The organism is Caenimonas aquaedulcis (assembly GCF_015831345.1).
In the GTDB taxonomy this organism is placed as follows: Bacteria; Pseudomonadota; Gammaproteobacteria; order Burkholderiales; family Burkholderiaceae_C; genus Ramlibacter; species Ramlibacter aquaedulcis.
This window is the reverse complement of the sequence record NZ_JADWYS010000001.1, coordinates 440,870-462,661: the sequence shown is the minus strand read 5'-3', so window position 1 is coordinate 462,661 and position 21,792 is coordinate 440,870. Positions and strand designations below refer to the sequence as shown.

The following is a 21,792-nucleotide window of genomic DNA, read 5'->3' as shown; positions in this document are numbered from 1 at the left end:
GGGGAAGGCCTTTGTTGCGGGCTCAATTGTGCCACTTTCGGGCGACCCGGGCTCACCCCTGCCCCAGCTGGTCCCTGATCTGCTGTAGCGCCGTGGGGTCTTCGATCGTCGTGAGGTCGCCCGCATCGCGTCCTTCCGCCACGGCCTGGATCGCGCGCCGCAACAGCTTGCCGCTGCGGGTCTTGGGCAGGAGCGTCACGAAGTGAACCCGCGCCGGGCGCGCCACGGCCCCGAGCTGGCCGTCCACGACTTTCATGATGTTGCCTTCGAGCTTGAGCCTCGCGGCGGCATCGGCGATCGCCGTCGCATCGCGTGGGACCACGAAAGCCATCGCGACCTGCCCCTTCAATGCATCGGCGACCCCGACCACGGCGACTTCGGCAACGCTGGGATGGCTCGAGATGCTTTCCTCGATTTCCCGCGTACCCAGGCGATGCCCGGCGACATTGATCACGTCGTCGGTACGCCCGAGGATGAAGTAATAACCATCGGCGTCGCGGATGCCCCAGTCGAAGGTGCTGTAGACCATCTTTCCCGGCACGGTCTCCCAGTACGTCCTGACGTAGCGTGCGTCGTCGCCCCAGACGGTCTGCATGAAACCCGGCGGCGTGGGACCCTGGATCACGACGACGCCCTTCTGGCCGGGCGCCGTGAGTTCCTCGCCCGTGGATTCGTGCACCAGGCGCACATCGAAGCCGTACATCGGCACGCCCGGGCTGCCGAAGCGGCTGTCCTTGCGCTCCACGCCATTGGCCACCGTGAGGATCGGCCAGCCGCTTTCCGTCTGCCAGTAGTTGTCGATGATGGGGACGCCCAGTCCTTCGCTGATCCACCGCGCCGTCGGCTCGTCGAGCGGCTCGCCCGCCAGGAACAGCGCCTTCAGGCTGGACAGGTCGTACTTGCCGAGGAAGGCCGGGTCCTGCTTCTTGAGCACGCGCACCGCCGTCGGCGCGCTGAACATGCCCGTCACCTTGTACTTTTCGACCAGGCTCCACCAGATGCCCGCGTCGGGGCGGATCGGCAGGCCTTCGTACATGATGGTCGCCATGCCGGCGATCAGCGGGCCGTAGACGATGTAGCTGTGGCCCACGACCCAGCCGATGTCGCTGGTCGAGAAGAAGGTACCGCCCGGCTCGCCCATGAAGATGTGCTTCATGCTTGCCGCCAGCGCGACCGCGTAGCCCCCGACATCGCGCTGCACGCCCTTGGGCCGCCCGGTGGTGCCGCTCGTGTAGATCGTGTAGCTGATGTCCGTGGCGTCCAGCCATTCGCACGCGACGCCGGCGCTCGCATGTTGCGCGCACAGGGCGGCCCAATCGTGGTCCCGCCCGGCGGTGCGCTCCATCGGCACGAGCCCCCGATCGACCAGCAGCACGGCCTGGGGCTTGTGCGAGGACAGGCGGATCCCCTCGTCCAGCAGCGGCTTGTACGCGACCACCTTGCCGCCGCGCGAACCCGCGTCGGCGCTCACGATGACCTTGGGCGTCGCGTCTTCGATGCGGGACGCGAGGGAGACGGAGGCGAAGCCTCCGAACACGACCGAATGGATGGCGCCGATGCGCGCGCACGCCAGCATCGCAAACGCGGCCTCGGCGATCATGGGCATGTAGATCAGCACCCGGTCGCCCTTGCGAACGCCCAGGGCGAGCAAGGCGGCGGCCGCGCGTTGCACTTCGCCGTGCAGCTCGCGAAAACTGTAGGTGCGTTCGTCGCCGGTTTCGGTGGAAACGTAGATCAGCGCGGGTTGGTCCGCGCGATCGGCAAGGTGCCTGTCCACGGCGTTGTGGCACAGGTTGGTCTTCCCACCCGCGAACCACCGCGTGAACGGAGGATGGGAGTTGTCGAGGATTTGCGGCGGCGCCTCGTGCCAGTCGATCAATCCTGCCTGTTCGGACCAGAACGCCTCCGGCTCGTCGATCGACCGGCGGTAGAACATGTCGTAGGTCATGCGCAGTCTCCTCGGGATTTATTTCAGCAAGGCCAGTACTTCCTTGAAATCGGGATGTTCCGCGGTGCGCAGCCACTCGAAGGCGACCATCTCCGTCGTGACCAGTTCAGCCCCGGCGCCCGCGAGCCGGTCGAACGCCGCGTCGCGATTGCGCTCCGTCCGCGAGCCGCAGGCATCGGTGACGACCCACACATCCATTTCCTCCTCGAGCAGGTCCAGCGCGGTCTGCAGCAGGCAAACGTGCGCCTCGCACCCGGCGATCACGATGGTATTGCGATGCTCCTGCGCCGCCGCGGGTTTCTGCAAGTGCTTGGGCAGGCTTCGCGCGTTGCCGCCGCGCTGGGGCGGCGCGGGCGGCCGAAGCCAGTCGACGAGTCCGTCCGCGACGGCGCTGAAAGCCTGCTTCTCCAGCGTGCGCCGGCAGAGCGACTTCAGCTCCGGCGCCATCGCACCCAGGCCCTGCGGGTTCTCCTCGGTGCCCCATACCGGCAGGTCGAACAACTGCGCGATGCGGGCAAGCCGCCCGGCATTGCGCAGCACGAGCTGCGCCTCGTGGATGGAGGGCATGAGGCGATCCTGGTAGTCCACCAGGACCAGTTGGGATTCGTCGGCGTCGAGGAGCATGGATGGGGCGCTTTCAAGGGATGGCTGGATTATTCCAGTCCCATCCAGGGAAACGCGCCCCGGCCGCGAAAACTCTCCCGGGGTCAGGCCGCCTGGGCCGCGGGCAGCCCGGCGAGCGCCATGGGGCGGGAGTGACGCTCGCGCTCGCGCTGCATCTGCCGATGGCGGCGCTCCTCGCGGGCGTGCAGCGCGGCGAGCTCCGTGCGCAGTTCGCGCTGCAGCTCGCCGACGGACATGGTGCAGGCATCGGCCGTTTCGAGCTGGAATTCCGGGACCATCACGATCTCGCTGCCCCCCGCGTCGAATTCGACACGCATCGGGCTGCCCAGCACGCGGCGGATGCGGGCCACGGCCTTGTCGCGGCCCATGCGGGGCAGGACCACAGTGAATTCCGCGGGGCCGGTCCGGGCCGCGAAACCCCGGTGACCGGCGACGATGCCGAGCTGTCCCACCACGAAGCGCGTCAGCTTGCGGGCCAGCTCCTGGCCATAGATCGCCCGGACTTCCAGCAGGTCGGCGAAGTCGAACACCACGACCGTGAGCGGCCTGCCTCCGTCCTGGCAGCGCTCGAGCAAGGCGTCGCCGCGCGCGTCGAACCCGGCCTGGGTGTACAGCGAAAGGCCCGCATCCATCCGGCCCGCCTGCGCGATGCGCAACAGCACGAACCGGACGGCGACCAACAGGACGACGGCCAGCAGGGCGGCGATGGGAGCTTGCGTTGCATTCATGGTGCCCATGAGACCACGCAGCGCGGGCGCCGCCTTACGGAAAGGCGACGGCGCGCTTAGGTCAATTCCCTAGCGGCCGCCTCAGCCTCCCAGTTGCGGCTCGTGAACGAGGAGCCAGTACACCTGCAGGCGCCGCACCTGTTCGACGAAGAGGCCGAAGTCGACCGGCTTGCGCACGTAGCTGTTGGCGCCGTTCTTCAGGCTCGCCAGGATGTCCTCCTCCTCGCTGGACGAAGTGAGGATGACGACGGGAACGAACCGGGTGCGCTCGTCGTCGCGGATCCGCCGCAGCACCTCGATGCCGCCCAGCTTGGGCAGCTTCAGGTCCAGCAGGACCAGGGCGGGCACGTCGCGCGGATCGCGTCCTTCGTGGCGGCCGGTCCCGAAGAGGTACTCGAGCGCCTCGATGCCGTCGTTCGCCACGACGATTTCATTGCGGACGTTGTTCTCCTCCAGTGTCATCAGGGTGAGCTCCCGGTGGTCCGGGTTGTCCTCCACCAGGAGGATGCGGCTGCTGGCTTTCATCGACTGCTCCAGACTTCAGGGTGAACAGGAATGTGGCGCCCTCGCCGGGACGCGCCTCGGCCCACACGCGCCCCCCATGGCGGGTGACGACGCGATGGACGGTCGCCAGGCCGATCCCGGTGCCTTCGAAGTCGGTCGCGGCGTGCAGGCGCTGGAACGGCTGGAAGAGCTTGTCGGCATAAGCCATGTCGAAGCCCGCGCCGTTGTCCGCCACGTAGATGACGCACTCGCCGGCCCCGGCCGGCTTGCGGCCGACGCGGATGCGGGCGTCCGGGGTGCGGGCGGTGAACTTCCATGCATTCTCGAGCAGGTTTTCCAGCACGATGGCCAGCAGCCGCACGTCACCGGTACAGCGCATGTCGTCGTCGATCTCCACGGCGACCTCGCGCAGGGGAAAGCGCTGGCGCAGCCGCTCCACGGCCTGCGCGGCACGGGGCGCGAGGTTGAGGGGCTCCGTCCGCAGCTCGGTGCGCGTGACCCGCGCGAGCGACAGCAGGTCATCGATCAGCTCGCCCATCTGCCGCGTGTTCTCCCGGATCCGGCTCAGGTAATGCCGCCCCTTCTCGTCCAGCGATTCGCCGCAGCGCGCCACCAGGGACCGGCTGAAACCGTCGATCACCTGCAGGGGCGCGCGCAGGTCATGCGACACCGAGTACGCGAACGACTCGAGCTCGCTGTTGGAGAGCGCCAGTTCGCGGGTGCGCTCCGCCACGCGCCTCTCCAGCGTGTCGTTCATCTGCAGCACGGCCTGCTCGGCGCGGTAGGCTGCCGTGATGTCGCTGAAGACCACCACGACGCCGTCGCGCGTGCCTTCCGGCGCGCGCAGCTCGCGCGTGTCGCCCTGGATGATCTTCTCGGCACCGCCCGACAGGCGCCCGCGCACGACAAGGCGGAAGTGGTCCATGGTCTGGCCCGCCAGGGCGCGCAGCGCGGGTCGCCCTTCGTGCGGCAGCGGCGTGCTGCCGTCCAGCTCGTAGATACCCCAGTCGCCTTCGGCCGGCCGCAGCTGCGAGCCCTGCCGGTTCATCTCCGAGAGCCCGGGCAGGATGCGATGCGCCGCCGAATTGATGTGGATGAAGCGTCCTGCGTTGTCGAGCACCAGCACGCCCTCGGCCATGCTTTCCAGGATCGACTCGAGCAATGTTTTCTGGCCCGCGAGCTCGGAGAGCGCTGCGTCGCGCAGGACCGCGCGCGCGCTGAGGCTGCGAGCCATCTCCTCGAAACTTTCGTCCAGCACGCGAAGCTCCTTGAGGCCCGAGGGCGCGGCGTCGGGTGCCGCGACTTCGTTTCGCCGCAGGGCCTCGATGCGTGCGAGCGTCCTGGAGATCGGCCCCGCCACGACGCGATCGCCGAAGAGCCACGCCGCGACTGCGGCGGCCAGCGCGATGAGCGCCAATGCCGCGAGCTGCACGTGAAGCCGCCGCGTCGATGACGCGAGCAGGTCCGCACTGGACATCATGGCTGCCACGTACAGCCGCCCCTCGGAGCCCCCGCCGGTGGGCTGAACGGCGTAGAGCCAACGTTCGCCGTCCGCGCCCGTCTCGTGGGCGAACCCTGGCCGGTTCGCGGTCACCGCGCCTCGCAGGAACTCCTCCGGCAAGGGGACGCCGATGCGGCCTGCCCGTGGACCCGCCGCCGCCATCACGGTCCCGTTGCCATCGGACACCAGCATGGTCATCTCCGGGGCGAGCGCGAGGCGCCGCAGCTGTGCGTCGGCTTGCGTCAGGTCGAGCGCCAGGTAGGCGACGCCGCGCAGCTGGCTTCGCGCTTCGTCGGCGTAGACCGGCAGGCCGAACGTCAGCACGGGGCGGCCGCTGGCACGGCTGATCGTGAACTCGCCCACGCTGAACCGCCCCGTCTTCAGGGCGTTGCGAAAGAACAGCCGGTCGCTGGAGTTGACGGGCGTGGCGGGAGGCGTCGCGCGACAGGTGAGGTTGCCTTGCGGATCCAGCACGCCGAAGATGCCGAATCCGCTGGGATATTGGTTCTGCAGGCGGCGCATGTAGGCGCTGCAGGCCTGCGCGTCTCCCTGGTAGACCGGCGGCGCGTAGGCGACGGCGGCCAGCACCTGCCGCGCGCCTTCGATGAACCTTTCCTGTTGCGCCGCGCCAAGCTGAACCATGGAACGCAGCGAGGCCTCCGCGCGTTCCACGCGCGCGCTGCTCTCGGCGAGCGAGGCCTGCACCACGACCCCGAACACCGGCGCGATCGCAATCAACACCAGCAGCGTCAAAGCAGAACGCAGCCCGAAGGAACGTATCACCCTGTCTTCCCTGTCGCTTGTTGTGGGTCGAGTGTCGCCCGGTGGCGTGTGCTGTCAAGTGAGAAGTTCACATCGGCGCTCCGTGAAAGCACCTAAACTGAACGCATCCACGCCGCGCCATGAACCTACTCGACGCTGAACCAACCTCCGGGTCTCCGCAGCCCATCCGTCTGCTTTGTGTCGAGGACAACCCCGACGATTTCGACCTGCTGGGATTTGCCTTGGAGCGCGCGGACCCGCAGCGCCGATATGCGCTGGAGCGCGTCGAGGACGCCGCGTCGTTCACGCAGGCGTTGCAGAAGGAATTCGACGCCATCCTGTGCGACTTCAACCTGCCGCGCTTTTCGCCTTATGCCGCACTGCAGATCCTGCTGGCCCGCCGCTCGGGAACGCCCCTGGTCGTGGTGACGCGCGCGATCGGCGAAGAAGCAGCGGTGCACGTGCTGCGATGCGGCGCGAAGGACTACGTCACCAAGGACAAGCTCGGCACCCTCCCCCAGATCATCGACCGGGTGATGACGGAGCGGCATCGCGTGCTCGAACAGGAACGCCTGGGGCGCGAACTGGAGGCGGCCTACGGCCGGCTGAAGCGGCTGTCGGCGCGCCTGGTCGTGGCCCAGGAGCGCGAGCGCACGTTGATTTCACGCGAGCTCCACGACCAGCTCGGCCAGACGCTGACGGGCATGGTCATTCACCTCCATGCGGCCAAGCGCGCCGCTGCGGAGGCCGACGCGCAAAAACACACCGACACGGCCATGGACATGGCGCAGGCAGCGGTATCGCAGCTGAAGACGCTCTCGTTCAACCTGCGCCCGGCGCAGCTCGACTATCTCGGGCTCACGGCGGCCGCGCAAACCGCGGTGCAGCGGATGGCCGAGCCCGCGGGCATCGCCTTCAGTGTCGTCGCCCGCGGAGCCGAACCCGCGCCGCCCGGCGACGCCGCCTCCGTGGCACTGCGGCTCATCCAGGAAGCCCTCACCAACATCATCCGCCACGCGCGCGCCTCCTTGATCACCGTGCGGCTCAGGTACCTCCCGGGCGGCCGCATCGGCGTGCTGGTGGTCGACGACGGCGTGGGGTTCGACAAGCACCAACTGCTCGATGGGCAGACGAGCGAGCGCAACTTCGGCCTGCACGGAATGATCGAACGGACCGAACTCGCCGGCGGAAAGCTGCACATTCGCACGAGGCCCGGACAGGGCGTGGCCATCCGGGCTGTCTTGTGAAGGAGGCCTGCGGTATAACGGCAAGCAAGGAGGCTCCATGAGAAACAACGCGCCATCCAAGCACGTTCGCATCGTGCTCGCCGACGACCATGACCTGGTCCGCTCCGGCATCAAGGCGCTGCTGTCGATGATCGAGGGCGTCGAGGTGATTGCCGAGGCGCGCGACGGCAATGAGCTGATCGCCCTGGTGGACGATCTCGACCCCGACATCGTGATGACCGACATCTCCATGCCCGGCATGGACGGCATCGCGGCCATCGCCGAAATTCACGCGAGGAAGCCCGGCACGCGGATGCTCGTCCTGTCGATGTACGACACGGTGGATTTCGTCAAGCGTGCGGTGGCCAGCGGCGCTTGCGGCTATCTCATGAAAGACGCTCCGCCGTTCGAGCTCGAACAGGCCGTGCGCAGCGTGATGGCCACGGGCAGCTATTTCAGCCCCGCCATTGCCCAGCGCCTGTTGCAACCCTCCGAGCCGACGGTGGACGACGAGCTCACCAACCGCCAGGTGGAAATCCTGAAGCTCATCGCCCAGGGACGCGCCTCCAAGGAGATCGCCTACCAGCTGGGCCTGTCTCCCAAGACTGTGGACGTGCACCGGGCGCGCATCATGGAGCGCCTGCGCCTGAACGACATCGCCAGCCTCACGCTCTATGCCGTGCGAAAAGGGCTGATCAAGCCCTGACGACCTGTTGCTTTTTTATAAAAATCAAGGGTTTACGCGCGAATGCTCACTTGACTTCTCACGATCTGGGCGGCTATCCTTGGCCCCAATGTCCAGATGGCTCATCCTTGTCCTGTTGGCGGCCGCCAGCGCCGCCCATGCGGCCCCGCCTGCTTCGGCGGAGGACGACATGACGCGCTTCATGGAAGAGAAAGGCCTGCTCGGCAAGCTCGAGAAGGTGCGCGTCAACATGTCGGACCGCGCCTCCGAACTGGTGGTCACCGCGATGGGCTTCCTCGGCGTGCCCTATCGCCGCGGAGGCAACAACGCGGATACCGGGTTCGACTGCAGCGGTTTCGTCCGCGCGATGTACGAGCAGACCGTCGGCCTCGTCCTGCCCCGCCGCGCCAATGAGCAGGCCGCCGCGACCCAGACGATCGACCGCAAGGACCTGCAGCCCGGGGACCTCGTGTTCTTCAACACGATGAAGCGCGCGTTCAGCCATGTCGGCATCTACGTCGGTGAAGGCAAATTCATCCACTCGCCCAAGCCCGGCGCGCAGGTGCGCGTGGAGGACATGAGCGGGAATTACTGGCAGCAGCGCTTCAACGGCGCCCGCAGGGTGATGCCCAGTCCGCAGGCCGCGGCCGAAACACCCTCCCTGCAGCCCTGATCAGCTTTTGCGCACCGGCGGCACGTCCGTGCAGGTGCCGTGCGCGATTTCCGCCGCCATGCCGATGCTCTCGCCGAGCGTCGGGTGCGGGTGGATCGTCTTGCCGATATCGATCTCGTCCGCGCCCATCTCGATCGCCAGGGCCACCTCGCCGATCATGTCGCCCGCATGCGTGCCGACGATGCCGCCGCCGAGGATGCGGTGGGTCTGCGCGTCGAACAGCAGCTTGGTGAAGCCTTCGTCGCGCGTGTTCGCAATGGCCCGCCCCGAGGCCGTCCAGGGGAAGTGGCCCTTCTTGATCGCGATGCCCTGCGCCTTCGCCTGGTCCTCGGTGAGACCGACCCACGCGACTTCCGGGTCGGTGTAAGCCACGCTCGGGATCACGCGGGCGTTGAACGCGGAGTTCTCGCCGGCCGCGACTTCCGCGGCCACGTGTGCCTCGTGCACCGCCTTGTGCGCCAACATGGGCTGCCCCACGATATCGCCGATCGCGAAGATGTGCGGCACGTTCGTGCGCATCTGGATGTCCACGGGGATGAAGCCGCGGTCGCTTACCGTCACGCCGGCCTTCTCCGCGCCGATCTTCTTGCCGTTGGGGCTGCGGCCCACGGCTTGCAGCACCAGGTCATAGAGCTGCGGCTCCTTCGGCGCCTGCTCGCCCTCGAACTTCACGAGGATGCCATCCTTGGTCGCTTCGGCGCCGACGGTCTTCGTCTTGAGCATGATGTTGTCGAAGCGCGGCGTGTTCATCTTCTGCCACACGCGCACGAGGTCGCGGTCCGCGCCCTGCATGAGGCCGTCCAGCATTTCGACCACGTCGAGCCGTGCGCCGAGCGTCGAATACACCGTGCCCATCTCCAGGCCGATGATGCCGCCGCCGAGGATCAGCATGCGCTTGGGGTTGCCGGCGAGTTCCAGCGCGCCGGTGGAGTCCACCACGCGCGGGTCCTTGGGCATGAAGGGCAGCTGCACCGCCTGTGAGCCCGCCGCGATGATCGCGTTCCTGAACTTGATCGTCTGCTTCTTGCCCGTCTTCTCCAGGGCGGCGCCTGAGGTCTCCTCGACCTGCAGGTGATACGGGTCCACGAACTGGCCGAGGCCGCGCACTACCGTCACCTTGCGCATCTTGGCCATGGCCGAGAGGCCGCCGGTGAGTTTGCCCACGACCTTGGCCTTGTGGGCGCGCAGCTTGTCCAGCTCCACCTTGGGCTTGCCGTAGCTGATGCCGAGCGCCTCGAAGTGGCTCACTTCGTCCATGACTGCGGCGACGTGGAGCAGCGCCTTGGAAGGAATGCAGCCGACGTTGAGGCAGACGCCGCCGAGCGTCGCATAACGCTCGACCAGCACCACCTTCATGCCCAGGTCCGCCGCCCGGAACGCGGCGGAATAGCCGCCGGGGCCCGCGCCGAGCACGAGCATGTCGCATTCGAGGTCCGCGCCGCCGCCGTACGTGGAGGCGACCGGAGCGGCCACCGGCTTGCTCGCTCCACCGCCGGGGGAGGGTTGGGGTGGGGCCACTGCAGCGGCGGCCGGGGCTGGCGTGGGCGAGGCACTGGCGGCTGCGGCAGCGCCGGCGGCTTCCACCGTCAGCAGCACTGTCCCCTCCTTCACCTTGTCTCCCAGCTTGACCTTCATCTCCTTCACCACGCCCGCGTGCGTCGACGGAATCTCCATCGACGCCTTGTCGCTCTCCACCGTCACGAGCGACTGCTCGGCCTTGATCGTATCGCCGGCCTTCACCAGCACTTCGATCACCGCGACCTCGTCGAAATCGCCGATGTCCGGGACCTTGACGTCGACGAGGCTCATTTGGCTTCCTTCATCTTCAAGGTGAACACGTCGGCGGGGGCGGCCGAGTTGCGGTCGAATTCGCAACCGGCGGCGATGCCGGCTTCGGCCACTTCCTTGGCGGTCTTCGCCTTGCCGTAGATCGAGTGCATCGCGCCGAGCGCGAAGCTGCGTCCGGAGCCGATGCCCCAGAACTCCTTGAACTCGAACACTTCACGGTAGCTGTACAGGCCGTAGATGCCGGTGGCGTTGGCGATCACCACGCTGAACTGGCTGGACTCGTAGGGGTCGCTGTCTTCTTCCTTGGTCTGCAGGAAGAAGTTGTCCTTGAGGTAAGGATGCAGCTTGGTGAAGGTATCGAAGACGTCGTCGCGGCTGCCCAGCTTGAGCAATTCGCGCGGCATCGAGCCGATCGCCTTGCGCAGCACCGGGAAGTGCGCCACCGTGCCGGCCATGCCGAGGAAGCTCGGCCCGGCGTCGGTGTCGACCTTGAAGATCTTCGTGTTGTCCTCGTAGCGATTGGACAGCCGCGTGTCGCCGAAAGTCACCAGCGTGTCCGCGGCGATGGCCACTTGCCCCGCCTTTTTTACTACCACCACAGTTGTCATAGGAGAACGCGGCGGAAGTCCGCGAGTATCTGGCCCAGGTAGGCGTTGAAACGGGCTGCCGACGCGCCATCGATGACGCGGTGGTCCCACGAAAGGGACAGCGGCAGCATCAGCCGGGGCTGGAACTGCTTGCCGTCCCAGACCGGTTCGGTCTGGCTCTTGCACACCCCGAGGATTGCGACTTCGGGGGCGTTGATGATAGGCGTGAAATAGCGCCCGCCGATGCCGCCGAGCGACGAAATCGTGAAGCACGCGCCGGACATGTCGGCAGGGCCGAGCTTGCCGTCGCGCGCCTTCTTCGCGAGTTCGCCCATCTCCTGGCTGATCTGCAGCACACCCTTCTTGTCCGCGTCCTTGATGACCGGCACGACCAGGCCGTTGGGCGTGTCGGCGGCGAAAGCGATGTTGAAGTACTGCTTGAGGACCAGCTGGTCGCCGTCCAGCGACGAGTTGAACTCGGGGAATTTCTTCAGCGCCGCGACGCAGGCCTTGATGAGGAACGCGAGCATCGTGACCTTGACGCCGGACTTCTCGTTTTCCTTGTTCGTCGACACGCGGAACGCTTCGAGCTCGGTGATGTCCGCGTCGTCGTGGTTCGTGACGTGCGGGATCATCACCCAGTTGCGGTGCAGGTTGGCCCCGCTGATCTTCTTGATGCGGCCCATCTCCTTGCGCTCGACGGGACCGAACTTCGCGAAGTCGACCTTGGGCCAGGGCAGCAGGCCGAGCGCCTCGCCACCGCCGCCGCCCGCAGGCGCCTTGCCCGCGGCAGCCTTGGTGCTGGCCTCGCCCTTCATCACGGCCTTGGTGAAGGCCTGCACGTCTTCCTGCGTGATGCGGTTCTTGGGACCCGTGCCCTTCACTTCCTCCAGCGGCACGCCGAGTTCGCGCGCGAACTTGCGCACGGAAGGCGACGCATGGGGAAGCGCGCCGGTGGGCGCCGACGGCTCATGCGGAGGCAGTGCCGCGGTGGGCGGCGTGCGCTCCGGAGCCGGACTCGCACCCCCGCCGGGGGAGGGTTGGGGTGGGGGCATCGGCGCAGCAGCCGCTCCCGGAGCAGCGGAGGCTGCGCCCGCCCCTTCCACGATCCCGATCAGGTCTCCGATGTTGACCTTGTCGCCGACCTTGACCTTCAACTCCTTGAGCACACCTGCCGAGGACGAAGGGATCTCCATCGATGCCTTGTCGGACTCGACGGTGATCAGCGATTGCTCGACCTTGATCGTGTCGCCGGGCTTCACGAGCAGCTCGATGACCGCGACGTCCTTGAAGTCGCCGATGTCCGGGACGCGGATCTCGATGGACTTGCTCCCTCCCCCAGGCGAGGGTTGGGATGGGGGCACCGGGGCGGCAGCGGGTGCGGGAGCGGGCGCGGACGGCTGGGGAGAAGGCACAGCCGCGGCTGCACCCACCCCTTCCAAAACCAGGAGCACAGATCCTTGCTTCACCTTGTCGCCGAGCTTGACCTTCAGCTCCTTGACGACGCCGGCCTGGGACGACGGAATCTCCATGGAGGCTTTGTCGGACTCGACCGTCACGAGCGACTGCTCCGCCTTGACGGTGTCGCCGGGCTTGACGAGCAGTTCGATGACCGAAACCTCGTCGAAGTCCCCGATGTCGGGGACCGTCACTTCAATCGATGCCATGTTTCTTGTTCTCCGGTCTTCTTGTTTTGCGTCAAGCGTACAGCGGATTGATCTTGTCTGTCTTGATGCCGTACTTCTTGATGGCCTCGCTGACCTTCGCGACCGGGACGGTGCCGTCCTCGCTCAGCGACTTGAGCGCGGCCAGCACGATGTAGTGGCGGTTGACTTCGAAATGCTCGCGCAGGCGGCTGCGGAAGTCGCTGCGGCCGAAACCGTCGGTGCCGAGGACCTTGTAGGTGCGGCCCTTCGGCATGAACGGGCGGATCTGCTCGGCGTAGGCCTTCATGTAATCGGTGGAGGCCACGACCGGGCCGCTGTGCTTTTCGAGTTGTTGGGCGACGAAGGGTAGCCGGGGTTTGCCTTCCGGGTGCAACAGGTTGTACCGTTCCGCATCCTGGCCTTCGCGCGTGAGCTCGTTGAAGCTCGGGCAGCTCCACACGTCCGCGGCGATGCCCCATTCCTTCTCGAGCATCTCCTGCGCGGCGATCGACTCGCGCAAGATGGTCCCGCTGCCGAGCAGCTGCACGCGCGGCGCCTTTGCCATGGCCGGGCCCTGCTTGCACATGTACATGCCCTTGACGATCTGCTCCTCGGTCCCCGCCGTGAGGCCGGGCATCGCGTAGTTCTCGTTGAGCAGCGTGATGTAGTAGAAGACGTTCTCCTGCTTCTCGACCATGCGCTTGAGGCCGTGCTGCATGATGACCGCCACCTCGTGCGCGAAGGTCGGGTCGTAGCTCACGCAGTTGGGGATCGTGCCCGCCATGATGTGGCTGTGGCCGTCCTCGTGCTGCAGGCCCTCGCCGTTGAGCGTCGTGCGGCCCGACGTGCCGCCCAGCAGGAAGCCGCGTGCCTGCATGTCGCCGGCGGCCCAGCAGAGATCGCCCACGCGCTGCAGCCCGAACATCGAGTAGTAGATGTAGAACGGGATCATGATGCGATTGTTCGTGCTGTACGACGTCGCCGCCGCCACCCAGCTCGCCATGCCGCCGGCCTCGTTGATGCCCTCCTGCAGGATCTGCCCGTTGACTTCTTCCTTGTAATAGGAGACCTGGTCGCGGTCCTGCGGCGTGTAGTTCTGGCCCGCCGGGTTGTAGATGCCGATCTGGCGGAACAGGCCCTCCATGCCGAAAGTGCGCGCCTCGTCCACGAGGATCGGCACCACGCGGGGCCCGAGTTCCTTGTCGCGCAGCAGCGCGGTGAGGAAGCGCACGTAGGCCTGCGTCGTGCTGATCTCGCGGCCTTCGGCCGTCGGGTCGGTCACCGACTTGAAGGCGTCGAGCCCCGGCACGGTGAACTGCTCGTCCGCCTTCACGCGGCGGTGCGGCAGGTAGCCGCCGAGCGCCTTGCGCCGCTCGTGCAGGTACTGCATCTCGGGCGTGTGCTCCTCGGGCTTGTAGAACGGGATGTCGGCGAGCTTGTCGTCCGGGATCGGGATGTTGAAGCGGTCGCGGAAGGCCCGCACGTCGTCGTCGCCGAGCTTCTTGGCCTGGTGGGCGATGTTCTTGCCCTCCCCGGCCTTGCCCATGCCGAAGCCCTTGACCGTCTTGATCAGCATGACGGTGGGTTGGCCCTTGGTGTTCACGGCCTTGTGGTACGCCGCATAGACCTTCTGCGGATCGTGGCCGCCCCGCTGCAGGCGCCAGATGTCGTCATCGCTCATCTTCGCGACCATCTCCAGCGCCTTGGGATGGCGGCCGAAGAAGTTCTTGCGCACGAAAGCGCCGTCGTTCGCCTTCATCGCCTGGTAGTCGCCATCCAGCGTGTCCATCATGATCTTGCGCAGGATGCCTTCCTTGTCGCGCGCCAGGAGCGGATCCCAGTAGCTGCCCCAGATCAGCTTGATGACGTTCCAGCCCGCGCCGCGGAATTCGCCTTCGAGCTCCTGGATGATCTTGCCGTTGCCGCGCACCGGGCCGTCGAGGCGCTGCAGGTTGCAGTTGACGATGAAGATCAGGTTGTCGAGCTTCTCGCGCGCGGCGACGCCGATCGCGCCGAGCGATTCGACTTCATCCATTTCGCCGTCGCCGCAGAACACCCACACCTTGCGGTTCTCGGTGTTCGCGATGCCGCGTGCGTGCAGGTACTTCAGGAAGCGCGCCTGGTAGATCGCCATCAGCGGGCCGAGGCCCATCGACACCGTGGGGAACTGCCAGAACTCGGGCATGAGCTTGGGGTGCGGATAGCTGGACAGGCCCTTGCCGTCCACTTCCTGGCGAAAGTTCAGCAGCTGTTCCTCGGTGAGCCGGCCTTCGAGGAAAGCACGCGCGTAGATGCCCGGGGAGCTGTGGCCCTGGATGTAGAGGCAGTCGCCGCCGTGGCCTTCGCTCTCCGCATGCCAGAAATGGTTGAAGCCCGCGCCGAACATGGTGGCGAGCGAGGCGAAGGAGCTGATGTGGCCGCCGAGGTCGCCGCCGTCGGCGGGGTGCAGGCGGTTGGCCTTCACCACCATCGCCATCGCATTCCAGCGCATGTAGGCCCGCAGGCGCTCCTCGATCTCGAGGTTGCCGGGGCAGCGCTCCTCGTCGCCGGGCTCGATGGTGTTGACGTAGCCGGTCGTGGCGGAGAACGGCAGGTCGATGCCCTCCTGTCGGGCCTGTTCGAGCAGCTGCTCGATCAGGAAGTGGCCGCGCTCACGGCCCTCCGAGGCGATGACGGCGGAAAGCGCGTCGATCCACTCGCGGGTTTCCTGGGCGTCCGCGTCGTTGGCGGCTGAGCCGAACAGGTTGTCGGGCTGTGCTGACATGTCTTTGTCTCCTGAATTGCGCGCCGTGTGGCGTCACGTAATTTAGTACGGCCTCTCCGTACCGTGACGCGAGTGTGGCACAGATTTTTTAACATTTCAAATGGTGCTTGTCGATTTCATATTGTGGTTTGCACGTACGCAGGACCCGCATCCCCCGAATGCACTGCCCCTACACTCGAAGCTTCATGCAAGACTCCACCCACGCTCCCGACATGCACGACGCCGCAGTGCCAGCGTCCTGGTGGCGGCACTGGTGGCGCCGCCAGACGCCGGTGCGCCAAGACCGCTTCGCGATGCTCGCGCCGCTCGCCGCGGTCCTGCTCTTCCTCGCCGCGATCGTCTCCGCATTCGGATACCTGCGGCTCGAGGAGATGGACCGCGAGCAGGAAGCGGTGAAGCGCGACGTCGAATACGCGCAGCAGCGCATCCGCCTGCGCCTGCTCGAGCGGCAGGAACAGCTCATGCGGATCGCGCGGGACATCTCCAACAAGGAAGTGGACGCCGAGGAATTCATCGGCCGCGCCGAGTCGATGGTGATCCAGTACCCAGAGCTGCAGGCCGTCACCTGGATCGACGAGAAGCGGCGCATCAAGGCGACCTACGCCGCGCCCAGCCTCGGGAGCCAGCAGGTGCGCAATCCCGGGGAAGTGCTTCGCACAGGGGAGACCGAAAGCATCTACACGCTGGCCCGCGACCTGCAGCAGCCCGTCTACTCGCAGCCGGCCCCGAATGCGGAAGGCAACACCGGACTGCTGCAACTGCACATTCCCCTCACCGACCAGGGTCGCTTCGCCGGCGTGATCCTCGGCGAATACTCCATCGACGGCCTGCTGCGTTACGGCGTGCCCACCGAGGTGTCGGCGAAGTACGCCGTCGCGCTGCTGGACGGCAAGTCGCGTGTGCTCGCCGGCAGTTCGGTGCCGCCGCGCAACCCCGCGACCCAGCTGCTGCCCTGGGCAGCGCAGCCCAACGAATACGAGGTGCCCGTCTCGCCCGTCGGCAACGGCCTCATCATCCGCGCACAGGCGTACCGCACCTCGCTCGGCGTAATCGGCAGCGGCCTTTTCTGGCTCGTGATCGCCCTGTCGGCCATGACCGCCTGGATGCTGATCGGCAACTGGCGCCACACGCGGCGCCGCATGCAGGCGCAGCAGGCGCTGCTCGCCGAGACGAGCTTTCGCCGCGCGATGGAAAATTCCATGCTCACGGGCATGCGCGCGCTCGACCTGCAGGGGCGCATCACCTATGTGAACGCGGCGTTCTGCCAGATGACGGGCTGGAGCGAGTCGGAGCTGGTCGGGCGCACGCCGCCCTTCCCCTATTGGCCCGAGGATGACCGCGACCTGCTGGCCGCGCGCCTGGATGACGAACTCCAGGGCCGCACCACCGCCGGCGGGTTCCAGGTTCGCGTGAAGCGCAAGGACGGCAAGCTGTTCGACGCTCGCCTGTACGTGTCCCCGCTGGTCGATGCGAAGGGCCACCAGAGCGGCTGGATGACCTCGATGACGGACATCACCGAGCCCAACCGCATCCGCGAGCAGCTCTCGGCCTCCTACGAGCGCTTCACCACGGTGCTGGAAGCACTCGACGCGTCCGTCTCCGTCGCGCCGCTGGGCAGCGAGGAACTGCTGTTCGCCAACAAGCTGTATCGCCTGTGGTTCGGTGTGCAGACGGCCGGGCACCTGCAGATGGTCGCGCAGGCCGGCGTGCCCGAGCAGCCGCGCACCGACGAATCGCTCGACGAGGTGGACTCGTTCGTGGGCCTGCCCACAGGCGGCCTCACCGCCGCGCAATCCGAGAACGCCGAGATCTTCGTCCCCGAACTGGGCAAGTGGCTGGAAGTGCGATCGCGCTACCTCAACTGGGTCGATGGGCGGCTCGCGCAGATGGTGATCGCGACGGACATCACGCCGCGACGCCATGCCGAGGAAATGTCGGCGACGCAGGCCGAGCGCGCCCAGTCGGCCAGCCGCCTCGTGACGATGGGCGAGATGGCATCCAGCGTGGCGCATGAATTGAACCAGCCGCTCACGGCCATCAACAACTATTGCAACGGGCTGGTCTCGCGCATCAAGGGCAAGCAGATCAACGAGGAAGACCTGCTCGCCGCGCTCGACAAGACCGCCCGGCAGGCGCAGCGCGCGGGCCAGATCATCCAGCGCATCCGCTCCTTCGTGAAGCGCAGCGAGCCCAACCGCACGCTCTCCGACGTGGCGCTGATGGTCAACGAAGCGGTGGAACTCGCCGAGATCGAACTGCGCCGCCGCAACGTGCGGCTGTCGCACTACGTCGCCGCGCGCCTGCCCCGGCTGCTCGTGGACCCGATCCTGATCGAGCAGGTGCTGGTGAACCTGCTGAAGAACGCGGCGGAATCGATCGAGCACGCGCGGCGTCCGGCGTCGCGCCGCAGCGTGGAGCTGCGCGTGATCCCGCGGCAGATCGAGCAGCTCTCGGTGGTCGAGTTCTCGGTGCTCGACTCCGGCGCGGGCCTCGCGCCCGAGGTGATGGACAGGCTCTACGAAGCCTTCTTCTCCACCAAGGTGGAAGGCATGGGAATCGGCCTGAACCTGTGCCGCACCATCGTGGAATCGCACCAGGGGCGCATGCAGGCCGAGAACATCTACAATGGCGCGGAAGTTGCCGGCTGCCGCTTCTCCTTCTGGATTCCTGTCTCCGGCGCTACAAATAGCATAGCTAACAAGGACGCCGGGATTACAGTATGAGTTTGATTCCCAAGAAGGGCACCGTCTATGTGGTCGACGACGACGAAGCGGTCCGCGATTCCCTGCAATGGCTGCTCGAAGGCAAGGACTACCGCGTCCGCTGCTTCGATTCCGCCGAATCCTTCCTCTCCCGCTACGACCCGCGCGAAGTCGCCTGCCTGATCGTCGACATCCGCATGGGCGGGATGACGGGGCTGGAGCTGCAGGACCGCCTGATCGAGCGCAAGTCGCCGCTGCCCATCGTCTTCATCACCGGCCACGGCGACGTGCCGATGGCCGTGAACACGATGAAGAAGGGCGCGATGGATTTCATCCAGAAGCCCTTCAAGGAAGACGAGCTCGTGAGCCTGGTCGAGCGCATGCTCGACTACGCGAAGGGCGCGTTCGCCGAATCCCAGAGCGCCGCGAGCCGCGACGCCCTGCTGTCCAAACTGACGTCGCGCGAAGCGCAGGTGCTCGAGCGCATCGTCGCAGGCCGCCTGAACAAGCAGATCGCGGACGACCTGGGCATCAGCATCAAGACGGTGGAGGCGCACCGCGCCAACATCATGGAAAAGCTCAACGCGAACACGGTCGCCGACCTGCTGAAGATCGCGCTCGGCCAGAACGCCCCCAAGGGTTGACGGGTTCAACGCGACCCTCGCGGGACGCGTCCTATTTCCTCCTTTCATGACTGCATCCATCATCGACGGCAAGGCGCTTGCCCAGCAGATCCGCGCCGAAGTGCTCGGGCGCACGCAGGCGCTGAAGGCGCGGGGCATCCAACCGGCGCTTTCCATCATCATGGTCGGCGACGACCCCGCCAGCGCGGTCTACACGAAGCACAAGGTCAACGACAGCACCGAGACCGGCTTGGCGGCGACGCTGGAGCGCTATCCGGCCACGCTGACGCAGGACGAGCTCCTCGCCCGCATCGAGGCGTTGAACAACGACCCCGCCGTCCACGGCATCCTCGTGCAGCTGCCGTTGCCCAGGCACATGGATTCGCAGCGCGTGATCGAGACCATCGCTCCCGCCAAGGACGTCGACGGCTTCCACGTGGCCAACGCCGGCGCATTGATGGTCGGGCGCCCCGGATTCTGGCCGTGCACGCCGCACGGCTGCATGAAGATGCTGGAATCCATCGGCTATGACCTGCGCGGCAAGCACGCCGTCGTCATCGGACGCAGCAACATCGTCGGCAAACCGATGGCGATGATGCTGCTCGGCCGCAACGCGACCGTCACCATCTGCCACAGCGCGACGCGCGACCTGAAAGCGATGACGCTCCAGGCCGACGTGGTCGTGGCCGCTGTCGGCAAGCGCAATGTGCTCACCGCCGACATGGTCAAGCCCGGCGCGGTCGTCATCGACGTCGGAATGAACACCAACGAGGCCGGCAAGCTCTGCGGTGACGTGGATTTCGCCGGGGTGAGCGAGGTCGCCGGCTGGATCACGCCCGTCCCTGGAGGCGTGGGGCCCATGACGCGGGCGATGCTGCTCGTCAATACGCTGGAAGCAGCGGAGCGGGCGGCGAATCGCGCCCATTGAGAACGGCAATGCCGCGGCCCGTTGAAAGGGCCGCGGCTGACGCAAAATGAGGGGGATGAGCAATCCCCTACTCGACTTCACCGACCTTCCCCTCTTCGACGCCGTGCGTCCGGAGCACGTCGCCCCCGCGATGGATTCGCTGTTGGCGGACGCCGACGCCGCGCTGGAGCAGGTGACGCAACCCGGCTTCCCGAGCCGCTGGGACGACATCGCCAGGGTGCTTGACACCGCGACCGAGCGCCTCGGCCGCTCATGGGGCGTCGTGAGCCACCTCAATGGCGTGGCCGACACGCCCGAACTGCGCGCGGCCTACAACGAGTCGCTGCCGAAAGTCACCGAGTTCTGGACGCGCCTCGGCTCGGACGAGCGGCTCTACGCGAAGTACAAGGCGATCGACCCCGCGAACCTCAACCCGGAGCAGCGCCAGGCCCACAAGAATGCCATCCGCAACTTCGTGCTGGGCGGCGCCGAGCTGACCGGCGCCGCGAAGGAGCGGTTCGCCGCCATCCAGGAAAAGCAGGCGGAAGTCGGGCAGAAATTCAGCGAGAACGCACTGGATGCCACCGACGCCTTCGCGTACTACGCGAGCGAGGGAGAACTCGGCGGCGTGCCGGAAGACGTCGTCCAGGCGGCCCGCGCAGCGGCGCAGGCCGACGGCAAGGACGGCTACAAGCTCACGCTGAAAATGCCCAGCTACCTGCCCGTGATGCAGTTCGCCACCGACCGCGCCCTGCGCGAGCGCATGTACCGCGCCTATGTGACCCGCGCGAGCGACCAGGGCGATACGAAGTTCGACAACAGCGCCAACATCCGGGAGATCCTGTCCCTGCGCAAGGAAGAAGCGCAGCTCCTGGGCTTCGCCAACTTCGGGGAGGAATCCCTGGTCGCGAAGATGGCCCACTCGCCCGCGGAAGTCGTCAACTTCCTGCGCGATCTCGCCAAACGCGCCCGGCCCTACGCCGAACAGGACGTGGCCGACATGCGCGATTTCGCCGCGGCGAAGCTCGGTATCGCAGACCCGCAATCCTGGGACTGGCCCTTCATCGGCGAGAAGCTCAAGGAGGAGCGCTACGCGTTCAGCGAGCAGGAGGTGAAGCAGTACTTCACTGCGCCGAAAGTGCTGGCTGGCCTCTTCAAGATCATCGAGACGCTGTTCGAAGTGACCATCCGCCGCGACGTCGCGCCCGTGTGGAACCCGGGCGTCGAGTTCTATCGCATCGAGCGCGAACGCAAGCAGGGCGAGCGGATGACGACGGAACTCGTCGGCCAGTTCTACCTCGATCCCGCGGCGCGGACGGGCAAGCGCGGCGGCGCGTGGATGGACGACGTGCGCGCCCGCTGGCTGCGCCCGGACGACGGCCGGCTGCAGACCCCCGTCGCGCATCTCGTGTGCAACTTCGCCGAGGGCGTGGACGGCAAGCCGCCGCTGCTCACGCACGACGACGTCATCACCCTCTTCCACGAATCGGGCCATGGCCTGCAGCACATGCTCACGCAGGTGAACGAACGCGACGTCTCGGGCATCAGCGGCGTCGAGTGGGACGCGGTGGAACTGCCCAGCCAGTTCATGGAAAACTTCTGCTGGGAATGGAGCGTGCTGCGCCACATGACCGCCCATGTGGAGACCGGCGCGCCGCTGCCGCGCGAACTCTTCGACAAGATGCTCGCCGCCAAGAATTTCCAGAGCGGCCTGGGCACCCTGCGCCAGATCGAATTCGCGCTGTTCGACATGCTCCTGCACACCGAGCACGACCCGGCCGAGGATTTCATGCCCCTGCTCGCCAAGGTGCGCGAAGAAGTGTCCGTTCTGCAGCCGCCTGCGTTCAGCCGCACGGCGCACACCTTCAGCCACATCTTCGCGGGCGGCTATGCCGCCGGCTACTACAGCTACAAGTGGGCCGAGGTCCTGAGCGCCGACGCGTACGCCGCCTTCGAGGAAACGGCGGGCAAAGACGGCTTGCCAAGCATCGAAACCGGGCGAAAATACCGTCAAGCCATCCTGGAATCCGGCGGAAGCCGGCCCGCCATCGAGTCTTTCAAGGCGTTCCGCGGGCGCGAGCCCACCCTGGACGCCCTGCTGCGGCACCAGGGCATGGCGTGACA

16 protein-coding genes are annotated in these 21,792 nt (G+C 66.7%); 7 read left to right on the top strand and 9 right to left on the bottom strand.

Annotated elements, in window-relative coordinates; translation table 11 throughout:
- Nucleotides 1-52: 52 nt before the first annotated feature.
- The 5 genes from I5803_RS02080 to I5803_RS02060 form a co-directional block, all read right to left on the bottom strand.
- On the bottom strand, nt 53-1,948 hold the full coding sequence (locus tag I5803_RS02080; RefSeq protein WP_196984764.1) for a propionate--CoA ligase: 1,896 nt from the start codon (nt 1,946-1,948) through the stop codon (nt 53-55).
- An 18-nt stretch (nt 1,949-1,966) separates the two neighbouring features.
- Nucleotides 1,967-2,572 carry an isochorismatase family protein gene (locus tag I5803_RS02075; RefSeq protein WP_196984763.1) on the bottom strand — a complete coding sequence of 202 codons (606 nt, stop codon included), beginning with the start codon at nt 2,570-2,572 and terminating at the stop codon, nt 1,967-1,969.
- Between the two features lie 83 nt (nt 2,573-2,655).
- A complete protein-coding gene (locus I5803_RS02070) occupies nt 2,656-3,300 on the bottom strand; it encodes a GGDEF domain-containing protein (protein WP_196984762.1) in 645 nt (214 codons plus the stop codon).
- A gap of 81 nt (nt 3,301-3,381) precedes the next feature.
- Nucleotides 3,382-3,825 (bottom strand): response regulator, encoded by a 444-nt coding sequence (locus I5803_RS02065; protein WP_196984761.1) that lies wholly within the window; start codon nt 3,823-3,825, stop codon nt 3,382-3,384.
- Entirely contained in the window at nt 3,731-6,043 is a 2,313-nt protein-coding gene (locus I5803_RS02060) for a sensor histidine kinase (protein WP_196984760.1), read from the bottom strand. Before I5803_RS02060 ends, I5803_RS02065 begins: the two co-directional genes overlap by 95 nt.
- 164 nt (nt 6,044-6,207) lie before the next feature.
- Here I5803_RS02060 and I5803_RS02055 point away from each other — a divergent pair, with 164 nt between their 5' ends.
- From I5803_RS02055 to I5803_RS02045, 3 genes are all read left to right on the top strand, one after another.
- Nucleotides 6,208-7,314 (top strand): hybrid sensor histidine kinase/response regulator, encoded by a 1,107-nt coding sequence (locus I5803_RS02055; protein WP_196984759.1) that lies wholly within the window; start codon nt 6,208-6,210, stop codon nt 7,312-7,314.
- Between the two features lie 37 nt (nt 7,315-7,351).
- On the top strand, nt 7,352-7,999 hold the full coding sequence (locus I5803_RS02050) for a response regulator transcription factor (protein WP_196984758.1): 648 nt from the start codon (nt 7,352-7,354) through the stop codon (nt 7,997-7,999).
- Between the two features lie 88 nt (nt 8,000-8,087).
- Nucleotides 8,088-8,651, top strand: a complete 564-nt coding sequence (locus I5803_RS02045; protein WP_196984757.1) for a C40 family peptidase — start codon at nt 8,088-8,090, stop codon at nt 8,649-8,651.
- Here I5803_RS02045 and lpdA read toward each other — a convergent pair whose 3' ends face one another.
- From lpdA to aceE, 4 genes are read right to left on the bottom strand one after another with little or no spacing between them, the layout of a single operon-like run.
- Nucleotides 8,652-10,460, bottom strand: coding sequence for a dihydrolipoyl dehydrogenase (gene lpdA, locus I5803_RS02040; RefSeq protein ID WP_196984756.1), 1,809 nt, complete (start codon nt 10,458-10,460; stop codon nt 8,652-8,654).
- On the bottom strand, nt 10,457-11,047 hold the full coding sequence (locus I5803_RS02035; protein ID WP_196984755.1) for an Ntn hydrolase family protein: 591 nt from the start codon (nt 11,045-11,047) through the stop codon (nt 10,457-10,459). The genes lpdA and I5803_RS02035 overlap by 4 nt, the downstream gene beginning before the upstream one ends.
- Nucleotides 11,044-12,693, bottom strand: coding sequence for a dihydrolipoyllysine-residue acetyltransferase (gene aceF / locus I5803_RS02030; RefSeq protein ID WP_196984754.1), 1,650 nt, complete (start codon nt 12,691-12,693; stop codon nt 11,044-11,046). Before aceF ends, I5803_RS02035 begins: the two co-directional genes overlap by 4 nt.
- Before the next feature lie 31 nt (nt 12,694-12,724).
- Nucleotides 12,725-15,436: a pyruvate dehydrogenase (acetyl-transferring), homodimeric type gene (gene aceE, locus I5803_RS02025; RefSeq protein WP_196984753.1), complete on the bottom strand. Its 2,712-nt coding sequence runs from the start codon at nt 15,434-15,436 to the stop codon at nt 12,725-12,727.
- 185 nt (nt 15,437-15,621) lie between these two features.
- On the opposite strand from aceE, the gene I5803_RS02020 reads away from it, so the two are divergent.
- The 4 genes from I5803_RS02020 to I5803_RS02005 are packed head-to-tail and all read left to right on the top strand — an operon-like array spanning nt 15,622 to nt 21,790.
- Complete coding sequence (locus I5803_RS02020) at nt 15,622-18,159, top strand: PAS domain-containing sensor histidine kinase (RefSeq protein ID WP_196984752.1); 2,538 nt, start codon at nt 15,622-15,624, stop codon at nt 18,157-18,159.
- Nucleotides 18,156-18,782: a response regulator transcription factor gene (locus I5803_RS02015; protein ID WP_196984751.1), complete on the top strand. Its 627-nt coding sequence runs from the start codon at nt 18,156-18,158 to the stop codon at nt 18,780-18,782. Before I5803_RS02020 ends, I5803_RS02015 begins: the two co-directional genes overlap by 4 nt.
- Before the next feature lie 46 nt (nt 18,783-18,828).
- Complete coding sequence (gene folD / locus I5803_RS02010; RefSeq protein WP_196984750.1) at nt 18,829-19,689, top strand: bifunctional methylenetetrahydrofolate dehydrogenase/methenyltetrahydrofolate cyclohydrolase FolD; 861 nt, start codon at nt 18,829-18,831, stop codon at nt 19,687-19,689.
- Nucleotides 19,690-19,744: 55 nt separating this feature from the next.
- Nucleotides 19,745-21,790, top strand: coding sequence for a M3 family metallopeptidase (locus tag I5803_RS02005; protein WP_196984749.1), 2,046 nt, complete (start codon nt 19,745-19,747; stop codon nt 21,788-21,790).
- The last annotated feature ends 2 nt before the right edge of the window (nt 21,791-21,792 follow it).